Origin of the sequence: Actinotignum schaalii FB123-CNA-2 (assembly GCF_000411135.1) — a bacterium.
Lineage (GTDB): Bacteria > Actinomycetota > Actinomycetes > Actinomycetales > Actinomycetaceae > Actinotignum > Actinotignum schaalii_A.
The window spans coordinates 341,940-358,828 of record NZ_KE150263.1 but is presented as its reverse complement, the minus strand read 5'-3'; the positions used below and the strand labels follow the sequence as shown (position 1 = coordinate 358,828).

Annotated in this window: 15 protein-coding genes; 11 read left to right on the top strand and 4 right to left on the bottom strand. The window is 60.0% G+C overall.

The window, feature by feature from the left end:
* Nucleotides 1–130: 130 nt before the first annotated feature.
* The gene (locus HMPREF9237_RS06810) at nt 131–1,234 is read left to right on the top strand and encodes a DNA glycosylase AlkZ-like family protein (RefSeq protein WP_016443006.1); all 1,104 of its coding nucleotides are present in this window, start codon (nt 131–133) and stop codon (nt 1,232–1,234) included.
* Between the two features lie 288 nt (nt 1,235–1,522).
* Here HMPREF9237_RS06810 and HMPREF9237_RS06805 read toward each other — a convergent pair whose 3' ends face one another.
* Nucleotides 1,523–3,154, bottom strand: a complete 1,632-nt coding sequence (locus tag HMPREF9237_RS06805) for a hypothetical protein (RefSeq protein ID WP_016443005.1) — start codon at nt 3,152–3,154, stop codon at nt 1,523–1,525.
* 234 nt (nt 3,155–3,388) lie between these two features.
* On the opposite strand from HMPREF9237_RS06805, the gene HMPREF9237_RS06800 reads away from it, so the two are divergent.
* Nucleotides 3,389–4,336: a hypothetical protein gene (locus HMPREF9237_RS06800; protein WP_039898890.1), complete on the top strand. Its 948-nt coding sequence runs from the start codon at nt 3,389–3,391 to the stop codon at nt 4,334–4,336.
* A gap of 185 nt (nt 4,337–4,521) precedes the next feature.
* Here the strand turns inward: HMPREF9237_RS06800 and HMPREF9237_RS09510 are convergent, their stop codons facing one another.
* Together HMPREF9237_RS09510 and HMPREF9237_RS06795 are read right to left on the bottom strand one after the other, a co-directional pair.
* Nucleotides 4,522–5,175 carry a hypothetical protein gene (locus tag HMPREF9237_RS09510; protein WP_155875957.1) on the bottom strand — a complete coding sequence of 218 codons (654 nt, stop codon included), beginning with the start codon at nt 5,173–5,175 and terminating at the stop codon, nt 4,522–4,524.
* 92 nt (nt 5,176–5,267) lie between these two features.
* A complete protein-coding gene (locus HMPREF9237_RS06795; RefSeq protein WP_016443002.1) occupies nt 5,268–6,701 on the bottom strand; it encodes a purine-cytosine permease family protein in 1,434 nt (477 codons plus the stop codon).
* A gap of 191 nt (nt 6,702–6,892) precedes the next feature.
* On the opposite strand from HMPREF9237_RS06795, the gene HMPREF9237_RS06790 reads away from it, so the two are divergent.
* From HMPREF9237_RS06790 to HMPREF9237_RS09330, 9 genes are all read left to right on the top strand, one after another.
* The gene (locus HMPREF9237_RS06790; protein ID WP_016443001.1) at nt 6,893–7,414 is read left to right on the top strand and encodes a holo-ACP synthase; all 522 of its coding nucleotides are present in this window, start codon (nt 6,893–6,895) and stop codon (nt 7,412–7,414) included.
* Between the two features lie 343 nt (nt 7,415–7,757).
* Nucleotides 7,758–9,149 (top strand): amino acid permease, encoded by a 1,392-nt coding sequence (locus HMPREF9237_RS06785; RefSeq protein WP_081637335.1) that lies wholly within the window; start codon nt 7,758–7,760, stop codon nt 9,147–9,149.
* Between the two features lie 184 nt (nt 9,150–9,333).
* Nucleotides 9,334–10,644 carry a serine hydroxymethyltransferase gene (gene glyA, locus HMPREF9237_RS06780; RefSeq protein ID WP_016442999.1) on the top strand — a complete coding sequence of 437 codons (1,311 nt, stop codon included), beginning with the start codon at nt 9,334–9,336 and terminating at the stop codon, nt 10,642–10,644.
* Nucleotides 10,644–11,648 (top strand): bifunctional methylenetetrahydrofolate dehydrogenase/methenyltetrahydrofolate cyclohydrolase, encoded by a 1,005-nt coding sequence (locus tag HMPREF9237_RS06775; RefSeq protein WP_016442998.1) that lies wholly within the window; start codon nt 10,644–10,646, stop codon nt 11,646–11,648. Before glyA ends, HMPREF9237_RS06775 begins: the two co-directional genes overlap by 1 nt.
* Before the next feature lies 1 nt (nt 11,649).
* Nucleotides 11,650–12,480: an exodeoxyribonuclease III gene (locus tag HMPREF9237_RS06770; protein WP_016442997.1), complete on the top strand. Its 831-nt coding sequence runs from the start codon at nt 11,650–11,652 to the stop codon at nt 12,478–12,480.
* A 70-nt stretch (nt 12,481–12,550) separates the two neighbouring features.
* The gene (locus tag HMPREF9237_RS06765; RefSeq protein WP_231366714.1) at nt 12,551–13,849 is read left to right on the top strand and encodes a YihY/virulence factor BrkB family protein; all 1,299 of its coding nucleotides are present in this window, start codon (nt 12,551–12,553) and stop codon (nt 13,847–13,849) included.
* A gap of 2 nt (nt 13,850–13,851) precedes the next feature.
* On the top strand, nt 13,852–15,012 hold the full coding sequence (locus HMPREF9237_RS06760) for a mannose-1-phosphate guanylyltransferase (protein ID WP_016442995.1): 1,161 nt from the start codon (nt 13,852–13,854) through the stop codon (nt 15,010–15,012).
* Between the two features lie 58 nt (nt 15,013–15,070).
* Entirely contained in the window at nt 15,071–15,853 is a 783-nt protein-coding gene (locus tag HMPREF9237_RS06755) for a TIGR00730 family Rossman fold protein (protein WP_016442994.1), read from the top strand.
* A gap of 55 nt (nt 15,854–15,908) precedes the next feature.
* Nucleotides 15,909–16,076 carry a DUF3117 domain-containing protein gene (locus tag HMPREF9237_RS09330; RefSeq protein WP_016442993.1) on the top strand — a complete coding sequence of 56 codons (168 nt, stop codon included), beginning with the start codon at nt 15,909–15,911 and terminating at the stop codon, nt 16,074–16,076.
* 167 nt (nt 16,077–16,243) lie between these two features.
* Here HMPREF9237_RS09330 and HMPREF9237_RS06750 read toward each other — a convergent pair whose 3' ends face one another.
* Nucleotides 16,244–16,867 (bottom strand): O-methyltransferase, encoded by a 624-nt coding sequence (locus tag HMPREF9237_RS06750; RefSeq protein WP_016442992.1) that lies wholly within the window; start codon nt 16,865–16,867, stop codon nt 16,244–16,246.
* Between the last annotated feature and the right edge of the window lie 22 nt (nt 16,868–16,889).

The following is a 16,889-nucleotide window of genomic DNA, read 5'->3' as shown; positions in this document are numbered from 1 at the left end:
GGGCGGATCCATCCCATAAGAGCGGGGCGGGGTAGTTCATCACGAACCACCCCGCCCCGTTCTGTGTGTGCGTTGCTTGTGTCTCTGTGGGCGCTTGCTTCTTGGTGGCAGCGGATGTTTCAATACCGTGATGGTGAATCCTGATAGTGAGCCGCGGTATCGCATCGATATTGCAACAGCGCGGAAAATTGCGGTGACGGCGCAGATGCTCGCCCCGGAAGTTCGCAGCGCCGAGCCTTCTATCGCCGATGTTTTCCAGCGCCCCGGCTGCGTCCAGATTGATTCGCTACAGGCCGTACGCAGATCTCAAGAATTGGTTCTGCTGGCCCGCGGGGTCGATAAACAGAGCTTACCGCTGCTGCACGAGAGTTCGACTGGCCTCTTCGAAACTTGGGGCCACGCGCATTCGCTTATGCCCAGGTTAATATGGCCCTTGCTCCATTGGCGTCGTCGCCGTATTAAAGAGCACGGGTTATCCGGTCTCCAGGTCGATGACGATGTGGCGCGGGCCGTGCTGGAACGCATACGCGAGAACGGCCCGATGGTGCACTCGCAGCTCGGGCGAGCGGTGGGGCAGGGCTGGGAGCGCAGCAGCCCGGTTAAAACTGCCTGTGAATGGTTGCTGAGCATTGGTGAACTCGCGGTGATCAGCCGAGACGAGAAGTGGCAAAGAATTTACTGCACGCCCGAGCAAGCGGGTTTGCCGGACGTGGAGCTTCTCGATGCGGATACAAGCCTGAATAAAACCGTTGCGCTAGCCCTGAGGGCACTCGGGATTGCGCGCCTTGACGATGTGGTGGATTATTTCAGGTTCCCGAAAAGCGCGAATATCCGCGAGCATTGTTTTGCGGACGGATATGTAGCGGTTGAGGTGCGCGGGCTGGCCGGAACGTGGCTTGCTCACGAGGCCCTCATGGAGGAACTACATAACGCCCGTTGGGAAACGGGCAGTATGACGCTGCTATCTCCCTTCGATTCGCTTATCTGGACGCGCTCGCGCCAGCGTGAGCTTTTCGGAAAAGACTATCGACTCGAGGCATATAAGCCCGCGCATAAACGGGAGTTTGGATATTTCGGGATGCCGATTCTGTGTGATGAGCAGATTATCGGGCGTGTCGCGGCTCGGGTAAAAGATGGCCACGTGGGAATAGAAAACCTTGAGGTGGATGAGGGCTTCTCACCCGAAAGTATTCGAAGCGAGATAACGACTCTTCTGGAATCCTGGGTGAGCTGAGGGAATCCTGGGTGAACTGAGTTCCTATAGTCGAACTGAGGTCCTATAAGTCAAACCGCAGGAGTCACACCAGCATCTGCGGGGGCGCCAGGTGTTTTCAGCGCTGTACTTCGTATGTACGACATTCGCAGTACACCCCGGAAAACACATACCGGGCCCGGTCCACCGTGCGGCATCGGGCCCGGTCCACCGTGCGGCACCGGGCCCGGTCCGTCGTGCGGCACCGGGCCCGGTTCATGCAGTACTGGACTGGATCCGAGCTAACGGTATGCCGTTATGAGCCCACGTTTACCAGCCGTAATTATCCTTGGAGAAATCCACCGTGATCGCCCCGTCCTTCACTTCGAAGCGCAGGGTGCGGTTCACCCAGATATTGACCGGCCACTCCGATTCTTTCCAGGGATCCTTCTCGCTGTAGCGCTGCTTGTAATTAATAATCGCCTTGCCCTTGACCTTGGCGGTGCCCACATAAGCGCCATTCTCGTAGCGCAGGCTGGAGGCCTCCACCTCGACCTTAGGTTCTTCCTTCCACGAGCGTCGAATCTCCGTCACGGCCTGGAAAAGAGGATCGCTCATATTCAATTCGGGGCAGTCTTGCACCTCGAAGGTATTAGCGGGCATGCACGCCTCGTAGCGGGAATTGACCTGCTTTTGGATTTCCGCGGTTACCTCGGGGGTGAAGCTCGGTTCAATGGATGCCGAGGAACCCGGGCCAATAACCGGAACGGATACACTCTCCGCCTCCCCGAAACTCACGAAGGTATCACCGCCCTGGGCACCCACCGTGTAGGTCCCCGGGAAAGCGGGGAGTGAGTAGTACTCGCTGGCACGCTCGCCCTTCGTGGCCGGGTCCACCGTGGTCGAAAGATCGACGTCGACCCCATTAATAGTCACCCGCGGCGTGGCGGAACGTAGCTCCACGGTCCCCAGTGGCGCATCGGTCACTTGCCATTCGGAGAAGAACAGGAATTTCTTGCCGCGCTCGCTGAGCGTGAGGTCAACCGGATATTTCTTCATATCGATGGTGAATTCGGCGTTCACGTGCACGGTATTTTTCCCGCCCGGCTGCGATTGTTTAAAGGCGGAGATTACCTCAAAATCGGTGGGCCGATTCGTGGCCTTGCTATAAATCTCATCGCTGAGGAATAGGCGCTCCCCGGAACGCACATTCGGGTCGTATACCTCGAGCGCTGCGCTGGCCTTCCCTTCCACAATCGCGGAGAGATATGCCTCGGCAGTTTTCTCCGGCGCGAATTTACTGGCCGTTACCTTAAAACCAATAACGCCCGCCACGACGAGCACCAGCAAAACCGCCAGGCTGATCCACAATTTCTTATGTGATTTCTTCTGATATGGCACCGCGGGCATCGCAGCGGCCGGGTACATTCCTCCCTGCGCCCAAGGTCCTGCCGCGGGACTCGGCGCGGTGCCGTAGCCACTCGGAGGTGCGTAGCTCTGCGGCGAGGTACCGTAGTCCGAGTGCGGCACATAACCGGGAGCGGGTGCGTAGCCAGGAGCCGGTATCGCATCCGGGGCAGCCCCGGCACTGGTCGCACTCGGAATCTCCTCGAGCATGCGCGGAAGTGCGATATGGGTGGGCGCACCCGCATCAGCCTCGGCGGTGAGCCATGCTTCAGGCCCGCTTGGGGGCAGGGGCGACGGCGCCGCTGGCGCGGGCGAATCTGCAGCGGGGGTCTCAGCAGGGAATGCGGCCTCCGGATCGGGCTGCGGGGGAGGCACCGGAACCGCGAGCGGATACGCCGGGGTAGCTTCCGGCTGCGCTGCCGGCACCTCCTCGACGTGCGGAATAGTCCGGGTCAGCTCCGCGTCCTCGGGCGTCGGCGCGGAAGGCGGCGGAGGCGGAGGCGGGGGTGGCGGCACCGGCGTGGACGGTGGGAACTGGTCAGGTCCGTTAGTCATAGAAAGTCCTTCCTCACAGATGGAGTACGGTGACGTGGAAGGTGGAACTCGCGTGATGAGCCCCGCCGTCGTACCTGTAGAGTTTTTCATAAACTCCACGTATCCAGGGTAGCTGGGATACAGTTGCTACAGGAGAAAACTCCGTATGTTAACCATAGAAACTATTAGTAGCTACACGGGTTTTCGTCCGCGTTGTCACGGCACGAAAATTCTATGGGAGAAAGTAGAACGGCTATGATGTACGATCCGCGCACGATGACCCTTGAGAACTTGGCGGACCCGCAGATTACCGCGCGGGATCTTGCTGATATCGCGGCTCAGCGTCCCGACCTCTGGGAGGCTATCGCGGTCCACCCGCAGTGCTATCCGGCGCTGGTCTCCTGGATTCGCGAGCGCCAGGCCGAAGCCCCGGCGCAGCAGGCCCCGCAGGGTGCGCAGGCTCAGCAACCGGCAGTGCAGCCGGAAGAGCAGTCCGCACCTCAGTTCCAGCAGCCCGCCGCGCATGTCTCGCAGCCCCTCACCACCGAACAGTGGCAGGCTCGTTTCCAACTGGATAACGGGCGCGAACCCACGTTGCGGGAATACCAGGAGGCCGTGGCCCAGGGTACCGTGGCAGGGCCGGGCATTCCCGATAATTCCGTGGGGGATATGAAAGAAGGTCTCAAGCAATTCGCCACCGGGGCCAAGGAATTTGTGAACAACCGGGTAGCTCCGGCGGTCGCCCAGCAGGCCGGCGCGATGCGCCAGAGTTTCGCGAATGCTTCCGCAACAGGCGGTATCAACTGGCGTACGATCGTGCCGGCCGTGCTCATTGGTGCTCAGGTACTTGCGATGCTCAGCGTTTTCCTGCCCTTCGCCTCTGCCTTCGGTTTTTCCGCCAGCATGATGACAGGGGATGCCGAATCGGCGTGGATGATCATTCTCTGCTACCTCATTGCGGCTGTTTTCTCCACGCTCGCTCTTGTCATCAAGAAGAAGTGGACCATGGCCACCGCCGGTGGGGTGGGTTTGCTTTTCGGGATTCTGCTCTTCATCGGGAGCATGAACGCGCTGTCGAAGCTTTCTGAATTCTCTGAGGTTGCCAGCGTGGGTATTGGTTTTATTCTCTTTATCCTCGCCACCATCGTGGATATTGCCTTCTCCATCTGGGCTATCGTACTGGTGGTCAAAAAGCAGCAATAAAACTAATAAACATGTAGGTAGTCAGGATGCTGCTATTACTAGCTTGAACTTTTCTAGGGCTAGTGATCGCAGGTCGTGACTAAACGAAAGGGGCGTATCGAGTTGGTTACCGATACGCCCCCACCGTTAAAATGGTCTTCCGAGCACTACAAGTGGTAGAGATCGCTAATCTACTTACAGTAATCTTATTCTTTTATTTCAACTAGATCGAGGCTTGGGTCTTTGACTACGATTGCTCTGCCTCCACCGTAGTCCTCAAAGATAGCCCAACCAAAGTCCGCGTCAAGACTTGTGAATGCTGTCTTCCAGTTCCCTGATTCTCCTTTTAGTAATCCACTCGAACAATTTTGCCCTTCAATCATTCCTGGTTGTTCGACTTCGAGCATTTGGACGCCGTTAATGTCGTATGCGGTGAGATTAAACTTGTAAGGACCATGGCATTCCGACATGATTGCGTCATTTGTTGTGTTTGTCCAGTCGATGTCAAAATACCAAAGGCGCTTGCCTTCAGGTGCAACGAAATCAGGAATGTACTGGGGACTTGAGGAGGGAATTTCTTCCCTTTGTTCAATAGTTTTGACGGTAAACGTTGCCGAAGGCAACGTAATGGTGTCGCCGACATTGAATGTTTTAAGGGAAGGTTTTTGGGGCGTGGGCGTCGGTTTTCGAGGACCTTGGTTAAGCATCCATTGATTGGAGTCATCACCTGACTGAGAGGCTGCGGCTGGAGTCGAGGGTGCAGAGCTCCTCGCTGGTTCTTCTTGTGAACAGCTCGCAAGAGTTGCGATACCAAACCCGAAAACTAAGGGGATCCCCATAATTTTGCGTAGATTAACCATGCAAAAATCGTACCAACGATGCAGTTCCAACAAATGGGACTGGTGTGGGGCGGACAGCATAAAAATGTCCGCCCCACTTGCGTATGCGAGCGCTAAATCATCTCAACTTCCTGGCGCCGCACCCGCGCCCCGCACAGGGCGTAGTAGGCCACGAAGCCGATGATGAGGGCCAGGATCACTCCAATATTGCCCGAACCGAGGGGCCCGTCCACCCCGCCGATGAGGGGGAGGAGGTAGCCCTGCCAATCATTGAAGGGGGCATCGGAGAAGCCGTTGACTACCAGACCCCAGCCGATCACACAGCACACCGCCAAGATGGCCAGTGAGGTCACGTTGTACTTGCCGTAGCGGCCGGTGGGGGAGAAGAGTGCGGCGTCGTCATAATCACGCTTACGCAAAGTAATATCCGCCATCATGATGCCGGTCCACGCGGCAAGCGGTACCCCCAAGGTGACCAGGAAGGACTGGAAGGGGCCGATAAACGTGGGCGAGAAGAAGGTGACGTATACGGTTCCCACGGTGAGAATGACACCGTCGATAAGGGAGGCGAGCGGCCGCGGAATCCGAATCCCCAGGGTCAGGAGCGTGAGCCCGGAAGAATAAATACCGTTAATCGCGCCCGACAGCAGCGAAAGAATTGCGGTGAGAAGGAAGGGGAGAAGGAACCAGGTGGGCAGGATGGTGGCCAGTGCCCCGACCGGGTCAGAGCCGATGGCTTCGGAGAGGGCGTCATCTGAACCGGCCAGCATAAGACCGAAACTAATGAGCACCACCGGGCCGAGGGAACCGCCCAGGGTATTCCAGAAAATAATGTGGCTTCCGCGCGCCTCCCGGCTCTGGTAGCGCGACCAATCCGCCGCGATATTCACCCAGCCCAGGCCCATGCCGGTGAGTACCATGACGAAAGCTCCGAGCATGGCTGCAACTGAGCCGGAAGAGTGGGAGAAGAGCGCGCCGGCGTCGAGATGCGGGAAAACTAAAATAATATAGATAATGGTGGTGATGCCGGTGATCCACGTGAGAACCGCCTGCATTTTCATAATAATGTGGTAGCCGGCCACCGCGCCCAAAACGATGAGGGTGGCAACAATTGCGGCCGCTACCACTTTGACCGTGGTGGAATCTTCCCCGGCCCACCCCAGCCGCGCGAGCACCGTATTGGTGGCCAGAACTGCGGTAATGGCCAGCGAAGTTTCCCAGCCGATGGAGGTCAGCCAGGAAATAATGCCCGGAATTTTCGCGCCGCTGACCCCGAAAGCTGCCCGGGACATGACCATCGTAGGCACCGAGCCGCGTTTGCCGCCCAGCGCGATGACCCCGCAAATAGCAAAGGAAAGAATCACGGCGATGACCGTGATAACCAGCGCCTGCGGGAAAGAAATACCAAATCCAAGCACCCACGCCCCGTAACTCATCCCAAAAACGGAGATATTCGAGGCGAACCACGGCAGGAAAAGATGCCGGGGTTTCGCGGTGCGCTCACTATCGTCGACTATTTCGATACCGGTTGTCTCTATCGATGCCATAGGCACTATCTTTGTCCAGCTCAGCGGCGAATGGAAGAGAGAAAGCGAAAGTCGGGAAGAGCAGACAAGAACCGGTGGTCTCGTTTACCATAAAAGGGAAAAGTTACGTGTGAGCGAAAGTCACAGGGAACGACGGCGCCGCTTTGGCCTGGAGCTGGCCACAGTGATACGTCACCGGGAAGGAGCACGCGGTGATCGCGGGAATTGGAACCGATACCGTCGCCATCGATGCCTTCGCTCAGCAGCTGGATCTACCCGGGTCCCGCTTCCGCAATGTTTTTACCGCGCGGGAAATGCGCTACGCGATTCGCCGGGCCCAACGCCACACCCGCACTGAGGCCGCCGGAGCTTTCGCTACCCCGGCCGCTGAAGATGCCGGCTTTGAAACTGTTATTCCGGCCGCGGAGCTCGCCCCCCACCTGGCGGCGCGGTGGGCGGCCAAGGAGGCTTTTATTAAAGCGTGGTCGGCGGCTCTCTACGGTTCCCAACCGGTACTACCCGAGGGGCATTGGGACGCTATCGAAGTCACCAACGACCGCTGGGGGCGCCCGGCGATTATCCTCGGGGCGCCGATAGCCGGGGCGGTTCATAAAACCCTGGGGAGCGTGAATATTCACGTGTCGATGAGTCACGATGGGAACGTGGCTAGCGCCGTCGTTCTTATTGAATACCAGAACAATAATGCGGCTCACCGGGCCGCATCCACCCGGTAAACCGCGCCCTAAACCGCACTACACCCCGAACCGGCTGCCGCTACACCCCGAACCAGCCGGAAATAGACCCGTGGCTCACGCTCTGAGAAGCGGTGGCGCATCACCGTTGGCGTACACTACCGTGTGCCGGTACGAACGAAGCACTGAGGCGGTGGCGCGGTCACCGCGGGGAGCGGGCTCGCCCACAGGGGCGCCGCGATGAAGGAGCTGAGATAACGTGGCACCAGAGCATGCTGGACAACCTGGGCGAGCTACGCAAGCTGGGCAGGCTGAGCGATCCGAGCAGCCGCAACAATCCGCCGAGCCGCAACTGCAGCGCGGCCTGCACGCCCGCCACCTCACCATGATCGCGGTGGGCGGGGCGATTGGCACCGGGCTTTTCGTGGCCTCGGGAGAAACAATCAGTCAGGCCGGCCCGGGCGGAGCGCTGGTGGCCTACGGGCTTATCGGCATGATGGTCTACCTCCTCATGCAATCCTTAGGGGAAATGGCGGCCTACCTGCCGGTGGCCGGCTCCTTCGAAGAATACGGACGGCGTTTCGTTTCGCCTTCTTTCGGTTTCGCTACCGGCTGGAACTACTGGTACAACTGGGCGATCACCGTGGCCGCCGAGCTGTCCGCCGCGGCGCTCGTCATGAAGTACTGGTATCCGGATACGCCCGGCTGGGTGTGGTCTGCGGTCTTCCTGGCCCTCCTCATTTTGCTCAACGCGCTCTCGGTGCGCACCTACGGCGAAGGTGAATTCTGGTTCGCTCTCATCAAAGTGGTGACGGTTCTCGCCTTTATTGCGGTGGGGCTCCTCATGATCGTCGGTGTTTTCGGTGCCAGCCCGGGACTGGCTCACTGGACGGAAGGTGAGGCACCGTTCGTCAATGGCGGCGCGGGAATCCTCGCGGTCTTCATGGTGGCCGGTTTCTCCTTCCAGGGTACCGAAATGGTGGGGATCGCCGCGGGGGAGGCCCGCGACCCCGCCACCACGGTCCCGCGTGCCACTCGCACAATTTTCTGGCGTATCCTCATTTTCTATATCGGCGCCATCGTGGTGGTGGGTACCCTGGTGGCCTATAGCGATCCGAACCTACTGCGCACCGACATTTCCGATATTGCGGTTTCGCCCTTCACTCTGGTGTTCGAGCGCGCCGGGGTGGCTTTCGCGGCCGCCGTCATGAACGCCGTTATTCTCACCGCGGTGCTCTCCGCTGGTAATTCCGGACTTTATGTGTCCACCCGCATGCTTTTCGCTCTCGCCGAGCAGGGCAGCGCCCCGAAATTCCTGGCGCGCCTGACCCGCCGCGGCGTCCCACTCAACGCCATGATCATCACGATTCTGGTGGCCACCGCCTGCTTCATCTCCTCCTTTATGGGCGACGGCAAAGCTTATGCCTGGCTCGTCAATGCTTCCGGACTGGCCGGTTTTATCACGTGGATGGGTATCGCGTGGAGCCATTACAATTTCCGGCGCGCTTTTATCGCTCAAGGCCGTAGCCTCGACGAACTCCCCTTCAAGGCACGGTTCTACCCGGCCGGTCCCATCGTGGCGCTGGTGATGTGCGCGGTGGTAATCGTGGGGCAGAGCTACCTCATTATTACCTCCGGCGGTGGCGCCCTCGATCTGCTCTCTTCCTATATCGGATTGCCGTTGTTCTTTGGCCTGTGGTGGGGCCACAAACTCATCACGAAGAGCCCCGCCGCGGATCTCTCCCGCGCAGACCTGAGCGCCCCCAAGATTTCCTGAGCGACGCGGTGTTCCGTGCGGCGCGGTGTTTCTGCGCGGAGCGGCTGCATTTTCTACGAGCCTGTGTACGACGACGCCGCAACGGCCCGCGTGGTCCGGAAATCTGCGCCACAATTTTTGTGTCGTAACCCCGCGGTAGACTGTCGACCTAACAGCGAAGGCGTGGAAGGTGTGGAGGAGAGACATGAGTACACCACTGGATGAACCTTTGGCCGTGGCGGACCCGGAAGTTGCCGCGATTCTCACCGGGGAATTACGCCGCCAGCAAGAGGGCTTGGAAATGATCGCTTCGGAAAACTTTGTTTCCCGCGCGGTTTTGCAAGCTCAAGGCTCTGTTCTCACCAATAAGTACGCGGAAGGTTATCCCGGGCGGCGCTATTACGGGGGCTGCGAATGGGTGGATAAGGTCGAAATCCTCGCCATAGAGCGGGCAAAAAGCCTTTTCGGGGCGGATTACGCCAATGTGCAACCGCATTCGGGTGCCTCAGCGAATGCCGCTGTCTACCACGCGATGGTGAAACCGGGGGCGAAAGTACTGGGTATGGCCCTTGATCAGGGCGGGCATCTTACCCACGGCATGAAACTTAATTTCTCCGGGCGCAATTACGATGTGGCTGCCTACCACGTCAACCCGGAAACCTATCTTCTCGATATGGATGAGGTGCGTGAAACCGCCCTGCGCGAACGCCCCGCCATGATTATCGCCGGGTGGTCGGCCTATCCGCGGCATGTGGATTTCGCGGCCTTCCGTTCCATTGCCGATGAAGTCGGTGCCGTGTTGTGGACTGATATGGCCCATTTCGCCGGGCTGGTAGCCGCAGGGCTGCACCCCAATCCCCTCCCGTACTCGGATGTGGTCACCACCACCATCCATAAAACCCTAGGTGGGCCTCGCTCGGGGATGATCCTTTCCGCGCGTGGGGAGGAATACGGCAAGAAGCTTAATTCCGCGGTATTCCCGGGCAACCAGGGAGGCCCGCTCATGCACGTGGTAGCCGCGAAAGCGGTGGCTCTCGGGTACGCTGCCACGGCAGAATTCCGCGAGCGCCAACGCCGCACCCTGGAAGGGGCCCAGATCCTGGCCGCGCGGCTCACGGAAGCTGATGTGGCTCAGGCCGGAATTTCGATTATTTCCGGGGGCACGGATGTCCACCTGGTCCTTGTGGATCTGCGCAATGCCGCGATCAACGGTCGGGAAGGGGAGGACCTGCTCGGTAGTATCGGCATTACCGTCAACCGCAACGGGGTTCCCTATGACCCCCGCCCGCCGTTCGTCACCTCCGGGCTGCGCATCGGCACCCCGGCGCTGGCCACCCGCGGCTTCGGCCCGGAAGAATTCACGGAAGTTGCCGATATTATCGCCCGCGCCCTCATCGGGGGGCACGCGGCACCGGTCGAAGAACTGCGCACCCGGGTACGCGCGCTCACGGACCGCTTCCCGCTCTACGCTGGTCTGGACCAGGTTGGCGCCACCCGGAGCGGGGAAGGTCAGTAATGGCAGCACAACTTCTGGACGGGCGCGCCGTCGCCGCCACTATCAAAGACGAACTGCGGGTGCGGGTGGATGCCCTGCGCGCCCGCGGCTACACTCCCGGGCTTGGAACGGTGCTGGTGGGCGATGATCCGGCTTCCGCGGCGTATGTACGCGGTAAGCACCGTGATTGCGCGGAGGTAGGTATCGCTTCTCTGCAAGTAGAGCTGCCGGCTAGCGCGAGCGCGGCAGAAGTTGCCGCTGCGCTGCATGAGCTCAATGCCAACCCGGCCTGCACCGGATATATTCTCCAACTCCCGCTTCCCGCCGGGATGCCCGAATCCCGCCTCATCGAAGCAATCGCTCCGGATAAAGATGCTGATGGTCTTCACCCGGTTAACCTCGGGCGTCTGGTGGCAGGCGTGAGCGGGCAGCTCACCTCCCCGCTGCCCTGTACCTCGGCCGGCATAGTGGAGCTGATCGAACGCCACGGGCTCAACCTTGCAGGAAAACACGTAGTGGTCCTCGGGCGCGGCATCACGGTGGGGCGAACCATTGGCCTTCTCCTCACCCGGAAGAACATTAACGCCACCGTGACGCTCTGCCATACCGGCACTCCGAATATTCCCGAGCTATGCCGGCACGCGGATGTCATTATCGCCGCGGTAGGCCAGGCTGGTTTCGTTCGTTCGGAATGGGTGGCGCCCGGCGCCGTTGTTGTTGATGTGGGGGTAACCCGGGAGCGCACCGCGGAAGGCACATGGCGCACCCTTGGGGATGTAGACCCGGGCGTGCGTGAACACTCAGCCTGGGTATCACCGAATCCTGGCGGGGTCGGCCCGATGACTCGGGTGATGCTGCTCAGCAACGTTGTCGATATGGCTGAACGCTACCTGGCGGAACAACACGGCACGGCTGGTGAATACGCGGCGGTCCCGTGTGCCGTAGAACAGCAGATCCCAGCAGGATCACCCGCGGCAGCACATATCCTCCCGGAGCATTCCGGGACTGGACACGAAAGGGAATGATATGCGGATCAGCACTGTCAACGTCAACGGGATTCGCGCGGCGGCGCGAAAAGGAATCGCGGCGTGGTTGGAGGCTACCGCGGCGGATATCGTCCTGCTCCAAGAAGTGCGTGCCCCCGCGGATATCACCGCAGAAATTTTCGCGGGCACCGGTTATCAGGTCTACACGGCTGTTTCCGAACTCAAAGGCCGGGCTGGAGTCGCGGTAGCAGTACGCGAAGGCATTGGCGTAGGTGAAGTTCGGGATCACCTGGGCGTGGGAGCCGATGGGGAACCTGTTGGCTCCGAAGCCCCGGTGGATAGCGGGCGCTGGCTTGAAGTGGAACTCCCGGATCTCCAGCTGCGGGTGGTGAGCGCCTACCTGCATTCGGGAGTGGCGGATAATCCGGAAAAAATGGCGGCAAAATACGCGCACCTCGAGCGGGTGAGTGCACGCCTAGCACAATTCGACCCGGCCGCACGCACCCTAGTTGCCGGGGACTTCAATATCGTTCACACCGAAGCTGATATTGAGAACTGGAAGTCCAACCACAATCGCACCTCCGGGGTGCTTGACGATGAAATCGCCTACCTGGATCGGTGGTTCGGTGGCCCCTGGGTGGATGTGCAACGCGCTTTGCTAGAACGCGGCGGGCATGAGGGCAAAGGCCCCTACACCTGGTGGAGCCAACGTGGCAAAGCTTTTGACAACAACGTGGGCTGGCGCATCGACTACCATATGGCCAGCCCGGCACTTGCCGCCACCGCGCAAGCCTTTACTATCGGGCGAGCATCCTCCTACGCGGAGCGCTGGTCCGACCATGCCCCGCTCACGGTGGACTACCAGCTCTAGGCGTACTATTCAGGACCGTTGAGGAATCAAAACGTCTGTTTTTGTCGTAGGCCTCACGTACGATGGCTATGTGACAAAGCGGAATTCAATGATGGACGGTTTCTCTCAAGCTCTCGGCGTGGACCGGCAGGGGCGGCACGCCGCTCGGCGCGGTGCACCCAGCGGAGAACAAGGTGCGGAAAGCGGGATAGTCGGCGTCGTTCGCAAAGGAAAAGCCCTGGCCGAATGGGCGCAAGGCACGCGTATTATGCGGGGCTTGGGTCGCTACGGAAAGGCGCGTGGGGGTCTACTCGCCGGTGGAATCGCCTATTCAGCGCTTTTCGCTATCACCGCGGCTCTCACCATAACCTGGACCGTGTTTATGGCTACTCTCGGAAGAAACGCGCAGCTGCGGGAAACCGTGGTGGATGCCGTCAATGCGGCCCTGCCTGGTATTCTCCAAGATTCCTCCGGGGAAGGCCTCATCAATCCCGATGACCTCATCCTCTCGGGAACCTCCGCGGTGGCTACCATCATCGCTGGCGCGGTGCTGCTGTGGACGGCCATGTCCATTATGGCCGGGCTCTCCACTGCCATCGGTGCCATGTTCGGGGTGAATCAACGAACCGAAAATGGGGTGGTGAGTATCTTCTTCCGCCTCGCTGGATTCGTGGTGCTCGCCCTGGGGATCCTTACCTCCGCGATCATCGGTTCCCTCGTTGGCTCGGTGGGAACCATGCTCCTTACCCATGTTGGAATGGACGGGGCCTTCGTGCAATTCGGAACCAAAATCGCGGTCTTCCTGCTCGCGGCCACCGTGGACGCGCTCGTCATCATGTTCATTATTCGCTTCACCTCCGGGATCCGGGTGCCCCGCCGTGATTTCATCACGGGGGCGGCCCTCGGTGCGTTCCTCCTCTCCATCATTCGGGTAGTGGGGACCTCCGCGGTATCCAACGTGTCCGGAAACCCGCTCCTCGCGCCCTTCGCCGCTATTGCCACCCTGCTGCTGTGGCTCAACCTCGCTTCGCGTATTGTGCTCATGGTCTCCGCGTATATGGCGAACCCGCCAAGGGCTTACGTAGCGCAGGATCCGGAAGAATTGCGGGGGACCACCACGCCCAATTACGTCACCCTCTCCGTTCCGGAAACACTCATGTGGCCCCATGATCCCATCACCGGTTCCCTCCTGCCCGAACCGGATAATGCCACCGGCGAGGAGGAAGAAGAGCTCCCCGAATGGGGAGGTCTGGCCGGTAACCTGGCCCGCCGCCGGGCCGAAAAGCTAGAATCAAAGGCGCGTGAGGCACAGCTTAAAGCTGAGGAAGCTCGCGCACACTACGTGAGCGGACAACGCGAACTTGCGCGCTCGCAGCGAAAGGATAGCTAGGCGTGACATTCCATGCGATTATTCCCGCCGGGGGAGCCGGTTCGCGACTGTGGCCACTCTCGCGGGCCAACCACCCGAAGTTCCTGGTTGATTTCGGTTCGGGGCACACCATGATTCACGATACGGTGACCAGGCTTGCCCCGCTGGCGTCCAGTATTTACACCGTGACGGGCACCGCACATGCCGCGGCTGTGCGCGATCAACTGGCTGGTATTACGATGCCCCTTCACTACGTGGTTGAGCCGAGTCCGCGTGGCACTATGGCCGCTATCGGTATTGCCGCGGCGCTCGCCCATCGCGCAGATCCGGATGCTCTGGTTGGTTCCTTCGCGGCCGATCACCGTATTTCCGATACGGCGGCGTTCACCGCGGCCGTGCGCAAGGCGCTGGAGGCTGCCTCCCGCGGTTATCTTGTTACCCTCGGGATTACTCCAACCGGACCGGCCACCGGATTTGGCTATATCCGTGCGGGTGCGGCACTTCCCGGTCAATCTCCGGCCGGCGGATCGCCCGCTAGCAGAGAGAGCACGGAGAACGCCGGTGGACCGCTGGAGAGCTCCGCCGCCTTGCAGGTAGAACAATTCGTAGAAAAACCGGATGCGGAAACCGCCGCGCGTTATCTCGCGCAGGGCGGCTACTATTGGAACGCCGGGATTTTCGTGGCGCGGGCGGCCACGCTTATGGATATGCTCACCGAATACCGCCCTGATATCGCCGCACCGCTGCGCCAGCTTGCTCAATTGTGGGATCTGGACTCGGTCCGGCAAAATCCGCAGGTAGAAGAAATATGGGCGTCCATCCCGAAGGAAGTCATTGACAGGGCGGTAGCGGAACCGGCAGCCGCTGCGGGCCGGGTGGCCGTGGTACCAGCAGATATGGGCTGGTCCGATGTGGGAGATTACGATTCCCTCGCTGAAGGTATCCCTGCGGGGGAGCTCACCACCCAACGAGTCCCGGGAAGCACGGGGGCCCCGGTGCTCGCCGTTGATGCGCCGGATTCTCTGGTGTACAGCTCGACGAAGCCCGTTGTTGTGGTGGGAGTGCCGGGCGCCGTCGTTATCGATACCGGAAGTGCCCTGCTAGTAACCACCCGCGATAAAGCTCAGGATGTCAAAAAAGCCGTTGATGGCCTGGACGCGGCCGGGCTGGCCGAGCTCAGGTAGTTTTCCGCTCCGCGTAGAGAAGTGGAAGGCGCCTAGGTAGCGAAGGACAATAGAAACCATGAATACACGCGACTATCGGCGCGGGGCACAAACCCGGCGCGGTGCCCAGATCCCGCCCATCACCGCGGATACCAAGCTGTTGTCCAACCGGAGCAACGGGGACTGGACCCTCAGTGACCCGTGGCGAGTGCTGCGCATCCAATCCGAATTCGTGGAAGGATTCGGGGCGCTCGCCCACGTGCCACCCTGCGTCTCGATTTTCGGTTCGGCGCGCATCGGGCGCGAATCCCGTTACTACCGGGTGGCAGAAGAAACAGCCGATATTCTCAGCCAGCAAGGCTTCGGGATTATTACCGGTGGCGGGCCGGGGATTATGGAAGCCGCCAATAAAGGCGCGGCGGCGAATGACGGTCTCTCCATCGGCCTGGGAATTGAACTCCCGCACGAACAGGGGCTCAACGAATACGTCAATCTCGGCATTGAATTCCGGTATTTCTTCGTGCGCAAAACAATGTTTCTCAAGTATTCTCAAGGTTTCGTGGTGCTCCCCGGTGGTTTTGGTACCCTCGATGAACTCTTCGAAGCCCTCACCCTAGTACAAACAGGTAAAGTCGCCGGTTTCCCGGTGGTGCTGGTGGGTAGCGATTTCTGGGGCGGTCTCGTGGAATGGGTCCGCGGGCGCCTCGTGAGCGAAGGTATGATTTCGCCCGCAGATCCGAATATTTTCACCGTGGTGGATACCGCCCATGAGGCTGTCGATGCTCTTATCGCAGGTCAGAGGTCCCTTACTGCGGAACAAGCCACGCGACAAGCTCGCCGCGAACAGGTGGCAGACTTCTAGTAGAATTAGGGGTGACGTTAGTCGCATAGTTGCGGCGAACAGGAAGGAAACCACTATGGCAGCTATGAAGCCACGCACGGGTGATGGACCGTTGGAAGTCGAACGTGAAGCGCGCGGAATCGTGGTCCGCATCCCAGTGGATGGCGGCGGACGCCTCGTCCTGGAACTCAACGATGAAGAATGCGTGAGTCTTAAAGAAGCTCTCGCAAGCGTGGAGAAGTAAGCACCACCGAAGTATCTGCATCGACTACCTATCCGGGGGCCGGCCGGCAGGCGCGGCCCCCGGATAAATGCATGCTTGTAACCGGAGCATTCTGGTGAAAGGGTGAGTGGCTAACTCGTCAGCCACCGGTACCAGATAAAACTCCTTTTAAACGAAGAATGGCCCGGTTAGCGCAGCCGGCAGACTAGTACTCCATCGCCCAGAGGCACCAGGCTAGTATCGAGTTCTTCGGCTTGCATAAGTGCTTTAATGAGATGGCGAATGGCCACCACGGGTTCTTCGCGGCGCGCCGGGTCAGCGACCTTACCGCCCTGGAGGGCGCCAGCCACTACCAATAGACCCCCGGGGCGCAAAATCCGCAAAGCTTCTTCACAGTCACCGGCCGCCTCAAGGGGATCGCCGTCGACAAGAACCATATCGTAGGAGTGGGCCGCTAGTCGCGGCAAAATATCAGCACTGCGCCCGTTAATAATGCGCACTTTTCCAGGGCGGGCCCCGGCTCGAGCGAAGAGGGAACGTGCCACATGTTGGGCTTCGGATTCCACGTCAATCGTGGTCAGGTGAATATCCCCGGCGCGCAGCAGGTAAAGACCGGACACTCCGCTGCCCGTCCCGATCTCCACCGCGTTGGTCACTTTCGCGCAGGCAGCCAGCACCGTGAGGAAGTTGCCGCAGGCCGGACTCACGCACCGGATAGAGAATTCAGCGGCGGTGGCGCGGGCCGCCCGGGTAATATCCCCTTCGATAACGGCATCTTCAGCGTATGTCCACGCCAGGGTCCGATCGGACATAAGCCTCCTCCATAACAGGGAT

Coding starts and splice junctions, on each gene's coding strand:
- HMPREF9237_RS06810 (WP_016443006.1), top strand. CDS start 131: ATGGTGAATCCTGATAGTGAGCCGCGGTATCGCATCGATATTGCAACA.
- HMPREF9237_RS06805 (WP_016443005.1), bottom strand. CDS start 3,154: ATGACTAACGGACCTGACCAGTTCCCACCGTCCACGCCGGTGCCGCCA.
- HMPREF9237_RS06800 (WP_039898890.1), top strand. CDS start 3,389: ATGATGTACGATCCGCGCACGATGACCCTTGAGAACTTGGCGGACCCG.
- HMPREF9237_RS09510 (WP_155875957.1), bottom strand. CDS start 5,175: ATGGTTAATCTACGCAAAATTATGGGGATCCCCTTAGTTTTCGGGTTT.
- HMPREF9237_RS06795 (WP_016443002.1), bottom strand. CDS start 6,701: ATGGCATCGATAGAGACAACCGGTATCGAAATAGTCGACGATAGTGAG.
- HMPREF9237_RS06785 (WP_081637335.1), top strand. CDS start 7,758: ATGATCGCGGTGGGCGGGGCGATTGGCACCGGGCTTTTCGTGGCCTCG.
- glyA (WP_016442999.1), top strand. CDS start 9,334: ATGAGTACACCACTGGATGAACCTTTGGCCGTGGCGGACCCGGAAGTT.
- HMPREF9237_RS06775 (WP_016442998.1), top strand. CDS start 10,644: ATGGCAGCACAACTTCTGGACGGGCGCGCCGTCGCCGCCACTATCAAA.
- HMPREF9237_RS06770 (WP_016442997.1), top strand. CDS start 11,650: ATGCGGATCAGCACTGTCAACGTCAACGGGATTCGCGCGGCGGCGCGA.
- HMPREF9237_RS06755 (WP_016442994.1), top strand. CDS start 15,071: ATGAATACACGCGACTATCGGCGCGGGGCACAAACCCGGCGCGGTGCC.
- HMPREF9237_RS09330 (WP_016442993.1), top strand. CDS start 15,909: ATGGCAGCTATGAAGCCACGCACGGGTGATGGACCGTTGGAAGTCGAA.
- HMPREF9237_RS06750 (WP_016442992.1), bottom strand. CDS start 16,867: ATGTCCGATCGGACCCTGGCGTGGACATACGCTGAAGATGCCGTTATC.